The 15,695-nt window shown below is 53.4% G+C and carries 14 protein-coding genes; 13 read left to right on the top strand and 1 reads right to left on the bottom strand.

The features are described from left to right. The first annotated feature begins 62 nt into the window (after positions 1-62). The 11 genes from M493_RS12955 (at position 63) to uvrC (ending at position 12,280) form a co-directional block, all read left to right on the top strand. Positions 63-1,040 (top strand): electron transfer flavoprotein subunit alpha/FixB family protein, encoded by a 978-nt coding sequence (locus tag M493_RS12955; protein WP_020960812.1) that lies wholly within the window; start codon positions 63-65, stop codon positions 1,038-1,040. A gap of 158 nt (positions 1,041-1,198) precedes the next feature. Next, on the top strand, positions 1,199-1,513 hold the full coding sequence (gene trxA, locus M493_RS12950; protein WP_020960811.1) for a thioredoxin: 315 nt from the start codon (positions 1,199-1,201) through the stop codon (positions 1,511-1,513). 185 nt (positions 1,514-1,698) lie between these two features. Further along, the gene (locus M493_RS12945) at positions 1,699-2,904 is read left to right on the top strand and encodes a hypothetical protein (protein ID WP_020960810.1); all 1,206 of its coding nucleotides are present in this window, start codon (positions 1,699-1,701) and stop codon (positions 2,902-2,904) included. 192 nt (positions 2,905-3,096) lie between these two features. Next, complete coding sequence (locus M493_RS12940) at positions 3,097-4,041, top strand: NAD-dependent epimerase/dehydratase family protein (protein ID WP_020960809.1); 945 nt, start codon at positions 3,097-3,099, stop codon at positions 4,039-4,041. Continuing rightward, on the top strand, positions 4,031-4,963 hold the full coding sequence (locus tag M493_RS12935; RefSeq protein ID WP_020960808.1) for a lysylphosphatidylglycerol synthase transmembrane domain-containing protein: 933 nt from the start codon (positions 4,031-4,033) through the stop codon (positions 4,961-4,963). The genes M493_RS12940 and M493_RS12935 overlap by 11 nt, the downstream gene beginning before the upstream one ends. Next, a complete protein-coding gene (locus M493_RS12930; protein WP_020960807.1) occupies positions 4,960-6,459 on the top strand; it encodes an alkaline phosphatase family protein in 1,500 nt (499 codons plus the stop codon). Before M493_RS12935 ends, M493_RS12930 begins: the two co-directional genes overlap by 4 nt. Then, on the top strand, positions 6,419-7,180 hold the full coding sequence (locus M493_RS12925) for a glycosyltransferase family 2 protein (protein ID WP_041267978.1): 762 nt from the start codon (positions 6,419-6,421) through the stop codon (positions 7,178-7,180). The genes M493_RS12930 and M493_RS12925 overlap by 41 nt, the downstream gene beginning before the upstream one ends. A 99-nt stretch (positions 7,181-7,279) precedes the next feature. Beyond that, positions 7,280-8,041 (top strand): hypothetical protein, encoded by a 762-nt coding sequence (locus M493_RS12920; RefSeq protein WP_020960805.1) that lies wholly within the window; start codon positions 7,280-7,282, stop codon positions 8,039-8,041. Positions 8,042-8,067: 26 nt separating this feature from the next. After that, entirely contained in the window at positions 8,068-9,000 is a 933-nt protein-coding gene (locus M493_RS12915) for an FTR1 family iron permease (protein ID WP_020960804.1), read from the top strand. A 46-nt stretch (positions 9,001-9,046) separates the two neighbouring features. Beyond that, positions 9,047-10,483: a hypothetical protein gene (locus M493_RS12910; protein WP_020960803.1), complete on the top strand. Its 1,437-nt coding sequence runs from the start codon at positions 9,047-9,049 to the stop codon at positions 10,481-10,483. Positions 10,484-10,498: 15 nt separating this feature from the next. Next, entirely contained in the window at positions 10,499-12,280 is a 1,782-nt protein-coding gene (gene uvrC / locus M493_RS12905; protein WP_020960802.1) for an excinuclease ABC subunit UvrC, read from the top strand. A gap of 187 nt (positions 12,281-12,467) precedes the next feature. Here uvrC and M493_RS12900 read toward each other — a convergent pair whose 3' ends face one another. After that, positions 12,468-12,920: a YslB family protein gene (locus M493_RS12900; protein ID WP_020960801.1), complete on the bottom strand. Its 453-nt coding sequence runs from the start codon at positions 12,918-12,920 to the stop codon at positions 12,468-12,470. 242 nt (positions 12,921-13,162) lie between these two features. Between M493_RS12900 and M493_RS12895 the strand changes: the two genes are divergently transcribed. Both M493_RS12895 and sdhA read left to right on the top strand, forming a co-directional pair. Further along, on the top strand, positions 13,163-13,771 hold the full coding sequence (locus tag M493_RS12895) for a succinate dehydrogenase cytochrome b558 subunit (protein ID WP_020960800.1): 609 nt from the start codon (positions 13,163-13,165) through the stop codon (positions 13,769-13,771). Positions 13,772-13,937: 166 nt separating this feature from the next. Then, complete coding sequence (sdhA, locus tag M493_RS12890; protein WP_020960799.1) at positions 13,938-15,695, top strand: succinate dehydrogenase flavoprotein subunit; 1,758 nt, start codon at positions 13,938-13,940, stop codon at positions 15,693-15,695.

Raw genomic sequence — 15,695 nt, 5'->3', positions numbered from 1 at the left:
GCGGTTGTCGGCGCTCTCTAACTGGCGGAAACTACGAACAATAAGGGTAGGGGGACTGAAACATGGCACGCAAAGTATTGACATTGGCAGAAGTGCGCGACGGATCGCTGCGGAACGTTTCGTTTGAAGCGATTGCGGCCGCCAAAACGATCGCGGAAGGCGGGGAAGTCGTGGCGGCGCTCGTCGGCGATCAGGTGCAGGCGCAGGCGGATGAACTTATTTTCCGCGGAGCGGATCGCGTTGTTGTCGTTGAGCATCCGAACTTGAAATTTTATACGTCTGATGGCTATTCACAAGCGTTAAAAGCGGTGATCGACAAAGAACAGCCGGAAGCCATCGTCTTTGGCCATACAGCGCTCGGCAAAGACTTGTCGCCGAAGCTCGCCACCAAATTGGACGCCGGCCTTGTATCCGACGTGGTGGCGGTCGAAGAAGCGGGCGGCAATATTGTGTTCACACGCCCGATTTACTCCGGCAAAGCGTTTGAAAAGAAAATTGTCACCGACGGCATCATCTTTGCGACGGTTCGCCCGAACAACATTGCGGCGCTTGAGCGCGACGAATCGCGCTCCGGCAGCATCGAACCGCTCACCGTTGAGATTAAAGATTTGCGCGCGATTGTGAAAGAAGTCGTCCGCAAAACAGCCGAAGGGGTCGACTTGACGGAGGCGAAAGTGATCGTCGCCGGCGGCCGCGGTGTGAAAAGCGCCGAAGGCTTCAAGCCGCTTCAAGAGCTGGCGGAAGTGTTAGGCGGTGCGGTCGGCGCCTCGCGCGGGGCGTGCGATGCGGGGTATTGCGACTACTCGCTGCAAATCGGGCAAACGGGGAAAGTCGTCACGCCGGACCTTTACATCGCCTGCGGCATTTCGGGCGCCATCCAGCACTTGGCGGGCATGTCGAACTCGAAAGTGATCGTCGCCATTAACAAAGATCCGGAAGCGAACATCTTTAAAGTGGCGGACTACGGCATTGTCGGCGATTTGTTTGAGGTCGTCCCGCTCCTGACGGAAGAATTCAAAAAGCTGAAAGTCCATTCGTAATCGGCCAAAACGGGTTGCGCGGCACGCGCTGCCCGTTTTTTCTGCGGATAAAATCCACTGCGAAGCGAATATTAGAAACGAGGCAAAATATTCGCGTCGTTTCAAATTTCCATGGTATACTTTGCTTGCAGCATTCTAGAATATGGGAGGGAATTCGCATGGCCATTATTAATGCGACAGACCAAACGTTCGCCGCGGAAACGAAGGACGGCGTCACACTCGTTGATTTTTGGGCGCCGTGGTGCGGTCCGTGCCGCATGATCGCCCCAGTGCTTGAGGAGCTTGATCAAGAAATGGGCGACAAAGTGAAAATCGTCAAAGTGAACGTTGACGAAAACCAAGAAACGGCCTCGAAGTTCGGCGTCATGAGCATCCCGACGCTGCTCGTGTTTAAAAACGGCGAACTCGTCGATAAAGCGATCGGCTATCAGCCGAAAGAAGCGCTCGCCCAGCTTGTTGGCAAACATGTGTAACCCGGCAGAAGATCCACGGTTCGATGAACGTGGATCTTTTTTATTGACACGGTGCTCTTTTCATCATGCTGCAGGATATGAAACACGTTTCCATTTTGGCAAATGCTTGTTGACAGTGAAAATCACTATCTATTATAATAAACTCTGTTAATGAAAATCATTATCAAAAACAAGGGGGATACATAATGTTGTTGAAGTGGAAGTGGATGGCCGTGTTCGCCGCCGTGGCGTTGGCGCTTGGCGCGTGCGGCCAAAGCGAACAGACGGCGGGGACAGAAAAAGAAAACAACAGTCAAACGGCCGCAGAGAAACAAGAAGAGCCGAAAACGGAGACGAAAGCGGAAGGGGAAAGCGAGGAAGCGGAAGTCGATTACGCCGCCGCTTTCAGCGAGGCGCTTGCCGAACTTGATAAAGCGAAACAAGGAGGAACGGTCGACTTCGGCAAGGTGGAAAGTTTGTACAAAGAAAAGCTGCAGCCGCTTGTACAAAAACGCGACGCGGAATTTGAAGATACGCTTGACCAGCATATTACCACCGCGTTGACGGCCGGCAAAGACGGGTCGCTTGAGCCGTTGGTCGTCAAGCAAATTTTCGACAAGCTGATGCAAAAAGTGTTTTACACGACGATCAAACACGAGTTTACGGAAGCCGAAGAACATTGGGCCAATAAGGAAGAAGTGAAGGAAGAACTTGAGGAAGCGAAAGCATTTTACGCGATTTTGCAGCCAACGGTGGAAAAGCGCGATGCAGCGTATGGCACAAAACTCGTAGACGCCATTAACGGCGCGTTTGCCCAAATGGAGCAAGCGGTTCAAAGCGATGATGCCCTCTCATTTGCTCTTGGAAAACAAGTCGTTGATAAAACGTTGATGAAAACGTTCTACCTAGCGAGCGGGGCGCTGCCGCATGGCTACGCGGCGAAGGCGGCGGCTGCAGCGAAAGAAAACGCGGAAGAGGCGAAAGTGGAACAAGCGGAAGGCTGGGCGTTTTATCAATCCGTCTATCCGTATATGAAACGGCATGCCGCGGAAGAAGCGGACTACATTTTGAAGCAGTTTGACTTGCAAACCGATGTTAAAACGCTCGACCCAAAAGCGGTGAACAACGCGTTCGTGCGCGGATGGGCGAAAGTGGCGCTTCACGAGTATGAAGAAAGCAAAGACAATTGGGGCCAAGACAAATCGGTGATTACCGCCTTAGAGGGGGCGCTCTTTATTAACATGATCGAAAATGACTTAAAAGCGCTGCTCGGCGATAAGGCGTACGCCAGCTTGAACGACCAGGCGACACGCTACTTAGAAGCGGCAAAGACGAAAAACAAAGCCGAAGGCGACAAAGTGCTGCCGCAAATCGAAGCGACGTTGCAGCAAGTGATCGAAAAAGCGAACTAACAATGGAAAAGGGTGTCCGCAGGGCGCCCTTCGCCTTTTGGGACAACGGGGCAAGAAGGGGAGTCCCTTGCCGGCCTGTAGGGCGGCGCGCCCTGAATGGAAACGATCCATTTTTCCCTATATGCCGCGACTTTCACCGCCAGCTATGGTAAGATGCTAATGGATATTAATCTCAGTAATGGGGTGGAGCTGTTGAAGATTGTCGTTACGGGAGGGGCCGGCTTTATCGGCAGCCATCTGGCTGCCTGTTTAAGCGAGCAAGGGCATGAAGTTGTTGCGTTGGATTGTTTCCATCCGTACTATTCACCCGAGCGGAAAGAGCGGCAGTTCCGGGCGCTCACCGGCGGCCGGGTGCCGCTTGTCCGCCTTGATTTGCTTGACGGGGAAAAAACGAAAAGTTCGTTGGCGCAGTTGTGCCCAGATGTGGTGTACCATTTGGCGGCGCTCCCCGGAGTGCCGCATTCGCTTGAACAGCCGCTCACCTATATTGATTATGACATTAAAGCGACGGTGAACGTGTTGGCAGCGGCGGGGGAAGCGGGAGTCAGCCATGTGCTGTTTGCTTCGTCATCATCCGTGTATGGCGACCGTGGCAATGTGCCGCTCAAAGAAGAAATGGCCGATGGCCGTGTTGTGTCGCCGTATGCGGCCGCCAAGTACGGGGCGGAGTCGTTTTGCCATGCATACGCCCACTTGTACGGTTATCAAATGACGATGTTTCGCTATTTTACTGTTTATGGGCCGTGGGGGCGCCCGGATATGGCGATCGGTACGTTTATCCGCCGGTTGATGAACGGCGAGGAGATCGTCGTCTATGGCTCCGGGACGGCGCGCGATTATACGTACATCGATGATATTGTCGCCGGCATGGTGGCGGCGCTCCATCGCGGCGGTAGCCAAAGCGAGGTATTTAACTTAGGCGCGGGGGCGCCGGTGGCCATGGAGCAGTTGCTTGTCGAGCTGCGAAAGCATTTCCCGGATATGAAGATCACGCGCGCGCCGGAGCGAAAAGGGGACGTGAAGGCAACATGGGCGGACATCGCGAAGGCGGAGCAGGCGTTTGGCTACCGGCCGAAGGTGCCGTTTGCTGAAGGGCTTGCCCGGACGGTGGCGTGGGCGCGCGAACATGAGCGGTAAGCGGGCGGCCCAAGCGGCGTTGCGGGTGGCTGGAGTGGCGCTGTTGTTCATTTTTGCCTGGCTGACGTATCGTTATTTTGACAGCCGGTTGCTGCTCAGGCAGCTCGCTGAACTCGTTCGCCATCCCGCTGATCTCGCCGGGGCAGCGTTTGTATATGGTGTGTCGTTTTGGCTTCGGGCATGGGCGTGGAAGCAGTATGTCGGGAAACCGATCGCTTTTTCTGTCTATTGGCGCGCGGTGCTGCTAAGTTTGTTTATCAATCATTTTGTGCCGGTAAAAATTGGTGATGCGGCCCGCGTCGCTGTCCTTGCCCGCCAGCCCGGCGTTTCGGTCGGCGAAGCGGTCGAGTCGGTCGCAGTCATGCGGCTGCTCGATATGGCCGTGTTAGGCGGCTTCGCCGCTTTCGGGATGTATATGTACATGCACCAAATTCCCGGGATTCCGCTGTTAGCAGCGCTCGCTGCGGCCGGCTTTGTACTCGTTCTCATCGTGTTCCGCCGCCCGCTTCGTATCGATCGCTTATGGCGGCGATGGCGGACCGTGTTTCACAGCTGGCGAGGTATGTTGATTGTCGCGGCGGTGGCGGCAAGCTGGCTGTGTGAGGCGTCGGTCATTGGCGCGATCGCCCGAACGGTCGGTATGCCGCTTTCTTTTTGGCAGGCGGTATGGGTTAATAGCGCAACCGTATCCGGCCAGATCGCCCAAGTGGCCCCGGGTGGAGTAGGAACGTATGAGGCGGTGATGGCGTTCGCGTTGACTGTACTGGGCGTACCGTGGGGCATGGCGTATGCGGCGGCAGTGCTTACCCACGCGTTTAAATTTCTATTTTCATACGCTGCTGGAGCCGTTGTGCTCGCGCTTTGGCAGTCTGACTGGCAGGCGGTGCGGGGCGTATGGAAAAAAGAAAGGGAGAGGCGATGAAAGAAGCATCACGGTTTGAAAAAATGGCGGCGCGCTGTTGGAATTTGTTGAACGAAGGGAAACCATTCACACCGATTTTTGTCGTGGGAACGATGACGATCTACCATGCCGCTGATCTTCTCGGCGGCCATGCATCGGCGTGGCTGCTCGGCTTGGTGGCAGCGCTGCCGTTGTTTTTCATCTACTATGTATACGATTATCCGCTGTTTTTGCGCAATTATTTATGGATTCCATACGTGGTATTTCTCATCATTTGGTCGTTTGCCGATGCCGTCTTGCTGTTTTTGGCGGCTGCGCTCTATTTTTTCTTTACCGTCTTTTTTTGGGGAACGCTGTATTATCATTTGCGCATCGGCACATCGTGGTGGAATTTCACCCGTTTTTGGAAGCTTGTATTGAAAAACAGCGATTCGACGAGCGGCAACGCCCAAGAGCAGCTGCCGAAATGCTTTCTTCTTTTGTCCGTATGGGAGTACGCTTATGTACAAGCAGGGCAAGGGGCTCCCTTAGTGCCGCTGTACGGTTCGTTGGTGCTGTTTGCTGCCGGGGTATGGCTGTTTTCCTGGGTGTTGCACCGCTACTTATTCGACTGGAAGCCGGACGTTATTCCGACGTATACCGACAACGTGCCCGTTCCGGCCGTGCCGGTCAATGACAAAGTGTATGTCATCGTTATTGATGGCATGCGCAAAGACCGGTTTGAGGCGGCGAACGCTCCATTTTTAAAACGGCTGCGCGCGCACGGAACCGAATTTGCGCAAATGGAGACCGTGTACCCGGCGCGCACGGTCGTCTGCTTTACTTCGATGTTCACTGGCACATATCCGTTTGAGCACGGCATTCGGTCGAATATGGTGTGGAAGCTTGGGGCGAAAGTCGAGACGATTTTCGACTCGCTCCGCAAAATCGGAAAAACAGGCCGCTTGCTCGGCATCGCCCATTTGGTTGATTCGTTTGGTGATGATGTGGAAACGGTGACGGCCGTTATGCCGAATGACCTCGCCGACCGTTATATTATCGAGCGGGCAAAACGCATTGTCGAGGAACAAACCCCGGACTTGCTCGTCGTACAGCTGATTGCCACCGATCAAACCGGCCATAGCCGCGGCGTGCTGTATGACGAATATATCGAAAAAATTGAAGAAGCGGACGCGTTGATCGCGGAGTTTGTCGGTTGGCTTGAGGAACGCGGCGAACTCGACCGCGCAACATTGATCATCTGTGCTGACCATGGCCAGGCGGATGGCATCGGCGGCCATGGCCATTTGGATGAAGGGGAGCGGTATGTGCCATTTTTTATGTGCGGCCCGGCCATCGAACCGGGAAAACGGGTCGACGAGAAAACGAGCCTTGTCTCGCTCGCGCCGACAATCGCTTATTTACTTGGCGCGCCATATCCGAATCATAGCCGCGGTCCGGTTTTAGTCGAAGCAATGCGAAAGGAGAAGAGCAATGATGAAACGGAAGCGGGTCATCGTTTTTTTGCCGGCGCATAATGAGGAAGAAGCTATCGGGGACGTTATTCGTCGCATTCCGCGCCGCTTTCACCCTGATGTCGAAGTAAGTGTTCTTGTCATTGACGATGGATCGATGGATCGGACGGTCGAGGTGGCAGAAGAAGCGGGGGCCGATTACATTTGTCGCCTGCCGGAAAACCGCGGTCTTGGGGCGGCGGTGCGCCGCGGGCTTGAGGAATGCGTGCGTCTCGGTGCAGATATCGGGGTCATGATCGACGCCGACAACGAATACCCGCCAGAGCAAATTCCCGACATTTTGGCTCCCATTTTTGCAGGAGAAGCCGACTATACGATCGGCTCACGCTTTCTCGGCACGATTCGCGGCATGAAATGGCATCGCCGTCTCGGCAACTATGTGTTCACCTGCCTGCAGTCGCTCCTTCTTGGCCAGCGCCTTTACGACGGGCAGTCGGGCATGCGCGCCTTTTCCCGCCAGGCGATGGAACAGGCGGAAATTATCCACGATTACAATTATGCCCAGGTGCTGACGCTCAATTTAGTGCGCAAAGGATTTCGCCTGAAGGAAGTGCCGATCCGCTACCAGGTGCGGACGACCGGTCGTTCCTTCATCAAATTCACCGCCTACATGACTTCCGTTATTCCGGCGATATGGAAAGAAATGAGCCGCCCGGTCGACAAAGTTGCCATCGACCGCGATGCGCATGTGCTTTCCCAAGAGTGGACGCGGCATTGTTCGTAAGGCGGCTCCCGCTTAGCCGCCGTCATGTTTTTGCCGGCCATATTGACAAAGATGTTGATAATCATTATCATTAATGTTGACAGGAGGGGGAGGAAAAAAATGAGAATGTTCCGCTTCTTTTTTTACATAGCAATGATCGTTACGATCAATCTCATCCCGCTTAAAGTGTTTGCCTATTCGTATGGAAATCCGAATGAGGAAGCGGTCGCCGAAGCTTACAAGCAAATGAAGGAAAAGTTGAACGAACAGCCGCCGAACTTTGCCGCGGCGAAAGACATTTTCGGCACCGTCAAAGAGGAAATTGATATGCATATGGGGACGGAACCGTCGACGGCGGTGCTTAGGGCGCTCGAAGAGAAAGATCGCCAGGCGGTGACTAGCAATATGGAAACAATTTTAGTGCTCAATATCGCTCGCCGTTTAGAAAATATCGAAAAAAACTTTGATCAGTACGACACGAGCAAGCGGCTGCTGGCGAAGGCGTTTGCGACGTATGAGGCGCTGTCGCCGATCATTCAAGGGAAGGACCAAGCGCTTGATAAACAGCTGCGTGCGGAATTTGACAACGCTCTTCAATCGCTTGGCAATCCAGGGCTGTTCGGCGTTGGCGAGAAAAAATCGGATATCAATGTGTTTAAGAAAAGCAAAGAAACGATTTTAACGGCGCTGCAAAAGCAATTTGGTCTGAAAAGTTTAAAAGTTGGCCATTTTTCTGAAAGTGCTACGGAAAAACCAGATGAAGTACAGAAAAAAGAATGGACGGATTTGTCCAAAGTTAAAAACTGGATTCCACTCATTGTCATCGCTGCTATCATTATTGGCGCTGCCCTTATTTATGTACGAAGCCGGAAGCGGGCTTAATCCAAATGTAAAGGGGAGGCGGGGGCATGGAAGTTCAGGCGCTGCTCATTACGTTTCGCGAAGCACTCGAGGCATTGCTGATTGTTGGGATTATTACGTCCTATTTGAAACGGGTGAATCATCGCGAGTATACGAAATATGTATGGCTCGGCGCCGCCTTGGCGGTGGCCGCGAGCGTCGGTGTCGCCATTTTGTTTCAAGTCGTGTTCACCGGCTTCGCTGCGATGGGAAGTGAAATCTACTTGAAAATCGGCATTATGATCGTCTCGGCGCTCTTGTTGACGCAAATGGTGTTTTGGATGGCTGAGCATAGCCGGGACATGAAAAAAAGTGTTGAAGGGAAAATGGATCAGTTCATCACAGCCGGCAACGTGGTTGGGATGGTCATTCACTCGTTTTTGGTCGTGTTGCGCGAAGGGGTGGAAACGGTCTTTTTCTTTGCCGCCATTACACATGGGAACATCGGTGCGGCCATACAAGGATGGGGGGCGGCGACCGGAATTGCCATCGCTGTCTTGGTCAGTTACTTCTTCTTTAAGGGGACGATGCGCATTCCGCTGAAGACGTTCTTTAAAGTGACCGGTGCTTTTATCGTCTTGATTGCTGCCGGGCTGCTCGTACAAGCCATTTCAATGATGCAAGATATTAACTTGATCGGCAGCGTCATGCCCCATGTATACGACTTGACATGGCTGCTCCCGGAACATCCGATCGATTATGAGCATTATGTGCGCGACCACGGTGTCGCCCCTGTCTTTTCCGGTGAAGTCGGTGTCTTTTTAAAAGCGCTGTTCGGCTACTCATCGATGCCGTCGCTTGAAGAAATGATCGCCTATATCGGCTACTTTGTCGTGATTTACTTGCTCGTGACGAGCCGTCAAGGCCAAAAGAACAGCAAAGGGAAAGAGCGACCGGCGTCGGCCGCGGCGTTTGATGAACAGACGAAAAGCATTATGTAAAAGTACAAGGCACTGCGCCTTGTACTTTTTCTTTGGAGGGAACTTGATGAAACAACTGTTGCAGAACCGACTTTGGCTTTGTTTCAGCATCGGGATGGCCGCTGTTTTAGTCGGTGCCGGGCTGTATTGGGCGAGCCCGTATGCGGCCGCATGGGATGAAGTGGATTTTACGCTGGCGCTCGAGCGCTACGACTTGTTGGCCATGCAACCGCATTTCCCGGGTTACCCGTATTTTATTTTAGGCGGCATGGCCGTTCATGCTGTGGTCGCCAATCCGGCTAAGGCGCTTTCCGTGTTGAACGTTTTTGTTTTAGGTTCCGCTGTTTTCCCGCTCGTTTGGCTGCTGCGACGGCACGTTCCGCTCCCGGCGGCGCTGTTGGCGGCCTTGGCGGTGTTCTCTTCGAGCTACGTGTTCCTTGCCGCCGCCCGACCGATGTCAGACGGTGCGGCGCTCGGGGTGCTCTGGTGGTATATCTGGGCGGTGGAGCGGACGCATCGACAGAAGACATGGAGGGCGCAGCTTTTGCCGGCAGCTTTATTTAGTGTGCTTATGGGCATCCGCTTGTCGTATGCTCCGTTTGCCGTCGCCTTATTGTTCCTTTGGTATGAAGACTGGAAAACGCATCGCCGCTTTAGCCGTGTGGCGGCATCGGTGCTGGCAGCGGCCGGTTTTCAATTGATTTGGGTGGCGGCGGTGGCACGAACAGAGGGAGGGCTTTGGCCGTTTTTCAAGCTTGGCTGGGCCTTTGTCCACGGCCATTTCAGCGATTGGGGCGGAACGGCCGCGGCGAGCCCGCTGCCGTTTTCGGAGCGGGTGTGCCGGTTTTTGATCAACAACTTTCTTTGGACCGGCATCGCCAGCCAAAACGCCTGGCTGCTGGCCGCCTATGCCGTAATGGGCGCCATCGCCTGGCGCGCGGGGCGGTTTCAGCTGCCGCGCTCGCTCGTTGTTTCGGCTTTGCTGTATGCCGTGTGGGCGCTATTGGCGCAGAACATTGAAAAGCCGCGCCATCTTCTTCCGTTGATCCATTTTGCACTGTTTTATGTGTGGGGTCGCTTCTTTACTGCGCTGCGGCCATGGCGGTTGGCGCTGGCGGCGGCGGTTGTGCTCCTGCAAGCTGGAGTTGGTGCGGGACAGCTGCGCGAACAGGTGGAAACGCCCCCGGCTGTGTACCAGTTGGCCGCCGATTTGCGTGACAAGCCGCGTCCGTTTGTGGTATATACGTGGGAGGAGACGCGCGTGTTCGACTATTTGCACGTGCCGTTTCCGCATAAAGAGGTGTTTCATTTTTCCTTCTTTTTGCAAGACAAAGAAAACTACCGCCATGCTGCCATTTATATGACAAATCATGTTGTTGACGGGTTTCGCGCCCAAGGAGCCGACTTGTCGGGCCGTGTGCGGAAAGTGAAAACGTATCGCTCAAGTTCACTCGCTGATCCCGTGTATGGAACGATTACGCTGTACGAATGGATCGAGGAATAGAATGGAGTGATGGCCATGAACAACCGGCTGAAAGAAAAGTTGTCCGTGCTGCCGGAGCAGCCGGGCTGCTACTTAATGAAAGACAAACATGGAACGGTCATTTACGTCGGCAAAGCGAAGTCGCTGAAGGCGCGCGTCCGCTCGTATTTCACCGGGACGCACGACGGCAAGACACAGCGGCTCGTCGAGGAAATCGCCGATTTTGAATATATTGTCACCTCGTCAAATGCCGAGGCGCTCATTTTGGAGATGAATTTGATCAAAAAGCATGACCCGAAATACAACGTTATGCTCAAAGACGATAAAAGTTATCCGTTTATTAAAATTACCGCGGAACAACATCCGCGCCTGCTCATCACCCGCAAGGTGAAAAAAGACGGCGGCAAATATTTCGGTCCGTACCCGAATGTGCAGGCGGCGAACGAAACGAAAAAGCTGCTTGATCGTTTGTATCCGCTTCGCAAATGCTCGACAATGCCTTCGCGCGTCTGTTTGTATTACCATATGGGCCAATGCCTCGCCCCGTGCGTTTACCCGGTGCGGGACGAACAAAACAAGGCGATGGTCGAGCAAATCGCCCGCTTTTTAAACGGCGGCTATGAAGACGTAAAGCGGGAGCTGACGGAAAAAATGCATCAGGCGGCCGAAGCGCTCGAGTTTGAGCGGGCGAAAGAATACCGCGACCAAATCGCGGCGATTGAGATGACGATGGAAAAGCAAAAAATGATGTTCCACGATTTCATCGACCGTGATGTGTTCGGTTATGCGTATGACAAAGGCTGGATGTGCGTACAAGTGTTTTTCCTCCGCCAAGGGAAGCTCATTGAGCGCGATGTGTCCATTTTTCCGCTTTACCAAGACCCAGATGAGGAAATGCTCACATTTTTAGGCCAGTTTTACACGAAGGCGCATCATTTCAAGCCGAAGGAAATTGTCCTGCCGGCCGATGTTGATGGAGAATTGGCCCATGAGTTGCTTGGTGTTTCCATCGTTCAACCGAAAAAAGGGAAGAAAAAAGAACTCGTTGAGCTGGCAAGCAAAAACGCCGCCATTGCGCTGAAGGAGAAATTTTATTTCATTGAACGCGACGAGGAACGGACGATCAAGGCGGTTGAGCGGCTCGGGGAGCGGCTTGGCATTCCAGCGCCGCGCCGCATCGAGGCGTTTGACAACTCGAACCTTTACGGAGCCGATCCGGTCTCAGCGCTCGTTGTCTTCCTTGACGGCAAACCGGCGAAAAAAGAGTACCGGAAATACAAAGTGAAAACAGTTGACGGGCCGAACGATTACGGGTCGATGCGCGAAGTTGTGCGCCGCCGCTACACGCGCGTGCTGAAAGAAGGGCTTCCGCTTCCCGATTTGATCATCATCGACGGCGGCAAAGGACATTTGTCGGCGGTGCGCGATGTATTGGAAAACGAGCTCGGTCTTGACGTGCCGCTTGCCGGGCTGGCGAAAGATGAAAAGCACCGCACTTCCGAGCTTTTGGCCGGCGATCCGCCAGCGGTTGTGCCGCTTGACCGGCAAAGCCAGGAGTTTTATTTATTGCAGCGCATTCAAGACGAAGTGCACCGGTTTGCCGTCACATTCCACCGCCAGACGCGGCAAAAGACGATGCTCCACTCCGTGCTCGACGACATTCCCGGCGTCGGGGAGAAGCGGAAAAAGGCGCTGTTACACTATTTCGGATCAGTCAAAAAGATGAAAGAGGCGACCGTTGAGGAGCTGCAGCGGGCGAACATCCCGCGGGCGGTGGCGGAGAAAATTTACGAAAAGCTGCATCGGCATAACGGCTAAAAGGGCGCTCCCACTCCTAGGGACGCCCTTTGGTGCCTTTATCATCCTGCGCCGAGGCGTGGTTAACAGCCGGCCGTGGGGCGGTTGTTTCCAAAAATTTCCTCATCGAAGCGCTCGCGTAGGTGGGAGAGCGCTCAATCTCCTTACCCGAGAAGCTTTTGCTTTCACCGCAGAAAACTTGAGGAGATCAGTCGATGGTTTGTTTCCGATCCCACTTCACTAAAATGCGCGCCTTGCCGGTCTGCTTTGGCGGCAATTCGATCGCTTCAGTCACGAACCGTTTTTGCTGCTCAATTTGCTGGGCGAGAAACCCGGCTTCGAGCTGAAAGGTGCAGCTGTCGTATAGGGAAAGGCGTGCGGAGATAATCGGGCCGGACAACTCGATGTGCAGTTCATCTTTCCGCTCTTCGCCGGCCGACAGCGTCCCCCAACCGGCCCGCTCAAAAAAGGCGGTGATGGCTTCTAGGTCAGGAAGCGGATAGCGGCGTGCCAGCTGTTTGCCGGCCCAGTATAAAAGGGCGGCGGCATCCTTGCCGAGCAGCTCGGGAAGAAGAGAATGGCGGAGCAGCTCAGCGCTGAATGCAGAAAGTGTAATCGATTCAAATGTTTGATACTGTTTCTCTAACGGTGGCTGTTTCATCGTCTTCCCCTCTTTCTATCCATTTCCTCATTATAGCTGAACTGCCGACGGCGTGCACTCTCTTTCTTCGGGAGAGGTAAATATGAGAATGTTTGAACATTTTGTGTCGATGTTTTCTTGACGCTTGTACGATGTGGGAGTACAATGAATGTGACAAAGCGAATATGGAAATGGAAGGCGTTTCTATTTCCGTTCTGTAACGAGGAGCACACATTTTATTACTAGTCAAAGGGGGTTTACATATGGCAGGGAATCGCGAGTTTTACTACCGCCGGCTCCATTCGCTGCTCGGGGTTATTCCCGTTGGCATTTTTTTAGTGCAGCACTTGATCGTCAACCATTTTGCGACGCGTGGGCCGGAAGCGTTTAACCGGGCGGCTTCGTTTATGGAGCAATTGCCGTTTCGCATTCTCTTGGAAATTTTTATTATTTTTCTTCCATTGTTGTTCCACGCTGTATACGGCATTTATATTGCGTTTACAGCCAAATTCAACACCGGCCAGTACGGCTATTTCCGCAACTGGATGTTTATGCTTCAGCGGATCACAGGCATTATTACGTTGATTTTTGTCGTCTGGCACGTGTATGAAACACGGGTTCAAGCCGCATTTGGCGCTGAAGTGAACTACGATATGATGGCGAATATCGTCGATAACCCGTTTATGCTTTGGTTTTATATTGTCGGAATTTTGTCAACCGTATTTCACTTCGCCAACGGCTTATGGTCGTTCTTCGTCAGCTGGGGGTTAACCGTGTCTCCTCGTTCGCAGCAAGTGTTTACGTACATTACGATGATCATTTTTGTCGCGCTTTCGATTGTCGGTATTCGCGCTATTTTAGCTTTTGCGTAGGACAAGCCTTTCATTCAGGACGTTTCGAACATGAACCGCTGCGTTGGCTGGTGACGGATCGCGCTGCAGCCGTTCGCCGAACGATCGCTTGGTCGATGGGGCGAGCCGGCGGGGCAAACCGTGGACATTGAAGCAAAAGCAGCAATTTTCTAGGGAGTGAGTAGCCATGAAAAAAGGAAAAATCATCGTTGTAGGCGGCGGATTGGCCGGCTTGATGGCCACGATTAAAATCGCCGAAGCAGGAGTGCCTGTCGAGTTGTTTTCGCTCGTTCCGGTAAAGCGTTCTCACTCCGTCTGTGCCCAAGGCGGCATTAACGGAGCGGTCAATACGAAAGGGGAAGGCGACTCGCCGTGGGAACATTTTGACGATACCGTCTACGGCGGCGACTTTTTGGCCAACCAGCCTCCGGTCAAAGCGATGTGTGAGGCGGCGCCGGGGATCATTTACATGCTCGACCGGATGGGCGTCATGTTCAACCGCACGCCGGAAGGGTTGCTCGATTTCCGCCGTTTCGGGGGGACGCAGCATCACCGCACGGCTTACGCCGGGGCGACGACCGGCCAGCAAATTTTGTATGCGCTTGATGAACAAGTGCGCCGCCATGAAGTGGCCGGACTGGTGACGAAATATGAACATTGGGAATTTTTAGGCGTTGTTTTAGATGATGAGCAAATTTGCCGCGGCATCGTCGCGCAAGATTTGCGGTCTATGGAGATTAAAGCGTTTCCTGCCGATGCCGTCATTTTGGCGACCGGCGGGCCGGGGATCATTTTCGGAAAATCGACGAACTCGGTCATCAATACCGGTTCAGCGGCATCGATCGCTTATCAACAAGGCGTCTATTACGCAAACGGTGAGTTTATCCAAATCCATCCGACAGCGATCCCGGGTGATGACAAACTCCGGTTGATGAGCGAATCGGCCCGCGGGGAAGGCGGCCGTGTCTGGACGTACAAAGACGGAAAACCGTGGTACTTCCTTGAAGAAAAATATCCGGCTTACGGAAACTTAGTGCCGCGCGACATCGCCGCCCGGGAAATTTTCCATGTGTGCGTCGATTTGAAGCTCGGCATTAACGGTGAAAATATGGTGTATTTGGATCTTTCCCATAAAGATCCGAAAGAGTTGGACATCAAGCTTGGCGGCATTATTGAAATTTACGAGAAATTTATGGGTGAAGACCCTCGCAAAGTGCCGATGAAAGTGTTCCCGGCTGTCCACTACTCGATGGGCGGTTTATGGGTTGACTTCGATCAAATGACGAATATTCAAGGCCTGTTTGCCGCCGGTGAGTGCGATTATTCCATTCACGGCGCCAACCGTCTTGGGGCGAACTCGCTCTTGTCGGCGATTTACGGCGGGATGGTCGCCGGGCCGAATGCCGTCCGTTACATCCGCGGCCTCGAAAAATCGGCTGATGCGCTCCCGTCAACGTTGTTCGATCGCTACGTCAAACAGGAGCAAGAAAAATGGGACAACATTTTGGCGATGGACGGTACGGAAAATGCGTATGTGCTGCATAAAGAGCTCGGTGAATGGATGACGGCCAACGTGACGATCGTTCGCTACAACGACCGGTTGCGGAAGACAGATGAAAAAATTCAAGAGCTGATGGAACGGTATAACAACATTAGCGTCACGGATACGGCGAAATGGAGCAACCAGGGGGCAACATTTATCCGTCAGCTGTATAACATGTTGCAGCTCGCTCGTGTTATCACGCTTGGCGCTTACCATCGCAACGAGAGCCGCGGTGCGCACTACAAACCGGAGTTTCCGGAGCGCAATGACGAAGAGTGGCTGAAAACGACGATGGCCCGTTATACGCCAGACGGTCCGGCGTTCCATTACGAAGAGGTCGATGTCTCGTTGATTAAGCCGCGTAAACGCGACTACAGCAAAAAGAAAGAGGAAGTGAAGTAA

The organism is Geobacillus genomosp. 3 (genome assembly GCF_000445995.2).
Classification (GTDB): domain Bacteria; phylum Bacillota; class Bacilli; order Bacillales; family Anoxybacillaceae; genus Geobacillus.
The sequence above is the reverse complement of the archived record's forward strand: the minus strand, read 5'-3'. Positions and strand labels throughout refer to the sequence as shown.

What these genes read in the sequence shown, in the direction of transcription:
- M493_RS12910 (WP_020960803.1), top strand. Translation starts at nt 9,047, where the DNA reads ATGAAACAACTGTTGCAGAACCGACTTTGGCTTTGTTTCAGCATCGGG.
- M493_RS12895 (WP_020960800.1), top strand. Translation starts at nt 13,163, where the DNA reads ATGGCAGGGAATCGCGAGTTTTACTACCGCCGGCTCCATTCGCTGCTC.
- M493_RS12945 (WP_020960810.1), top strand. Translation starts at nt 1,699, where the DNA reads ATGTTGTTGAAGTGGAAGTGGATGGCCGTGTTCGCCGCCGTGGCGTTG.
- M493_RS12900 (WP_020960801.1), bottom strand. Translation starts at nt 12,920, where the DNA reads ATGAAACAGCCACCGTTAGAGAAACAGTATCAAACATTTGAATCGATT.
- M493_RS12915 (WP_020960804.1), top strand. Translation starts at nt 8,068, where the DNA reads ATGGAAGTTCAGGCGCTGCTCATTACGTTTCGCGAAGCACTCGAGGCA.
- M493_RS12925 (WP_041267978.1), top strand. Translation starts at nt 6,419, where the DNA reads ATGAAACGGAAGCGGGTCATCGTTTTTTTGCCGGCGCATAATGAGGAA.
- M493_RS12920 (WP_020960805.1), top strand. Translation starts at nt 7,280, where the DNA reads ATGAGAATGTTCCGCTTCTTTTTTTACATAGCAATGATCGTTACGATC.
- uvrC (WP_020960802.1), top strand. Translation starts at nt 10,499, where the DNA reads ATGAACAACCGGCTGAAAGAAAAGTTGTCCGTGCTGCCGGAGCAGCCG.
- sdhA (WP_020960799.1), top strand. Translation starts at nt 13,938, where the DNA reads ATGAAAAAAGGAAAAATCATCGTTGTAGGCGGCGGATTGGCCGGCTTG.
- M493_RS12935 (WP_020960808.1), top strand. Translation starts at nt 4,031, where the DNA reads ATGAGCGGTAAGCGGGCGGCCCAAGCGGCGTTGCGGGTGGCTGGAGTG.
- trxA (WP_020960811.1), top strand. Translation starts at nt 1,199, where the DNA reads ATGGCCATTATTAATGCGACAGACCAAACGTTCGCCGCGGAAACGAAG.
- M493_RS12930 (WP_020960807.1), top strand. Translation starts at nt 4,960, where the DNA reads ATGAAAGAAGCATCACGGTTTGAAAAAATGGCGGCGCGCTGTTGGAAT.
- M493_RS12955 (WP_020960812.1), top strand. Translation starts at nt 63, where the DNA reads ATGGCACGCAAAGTATTGACATTGGCAGAAGTGCGCGACGGATCGCTG.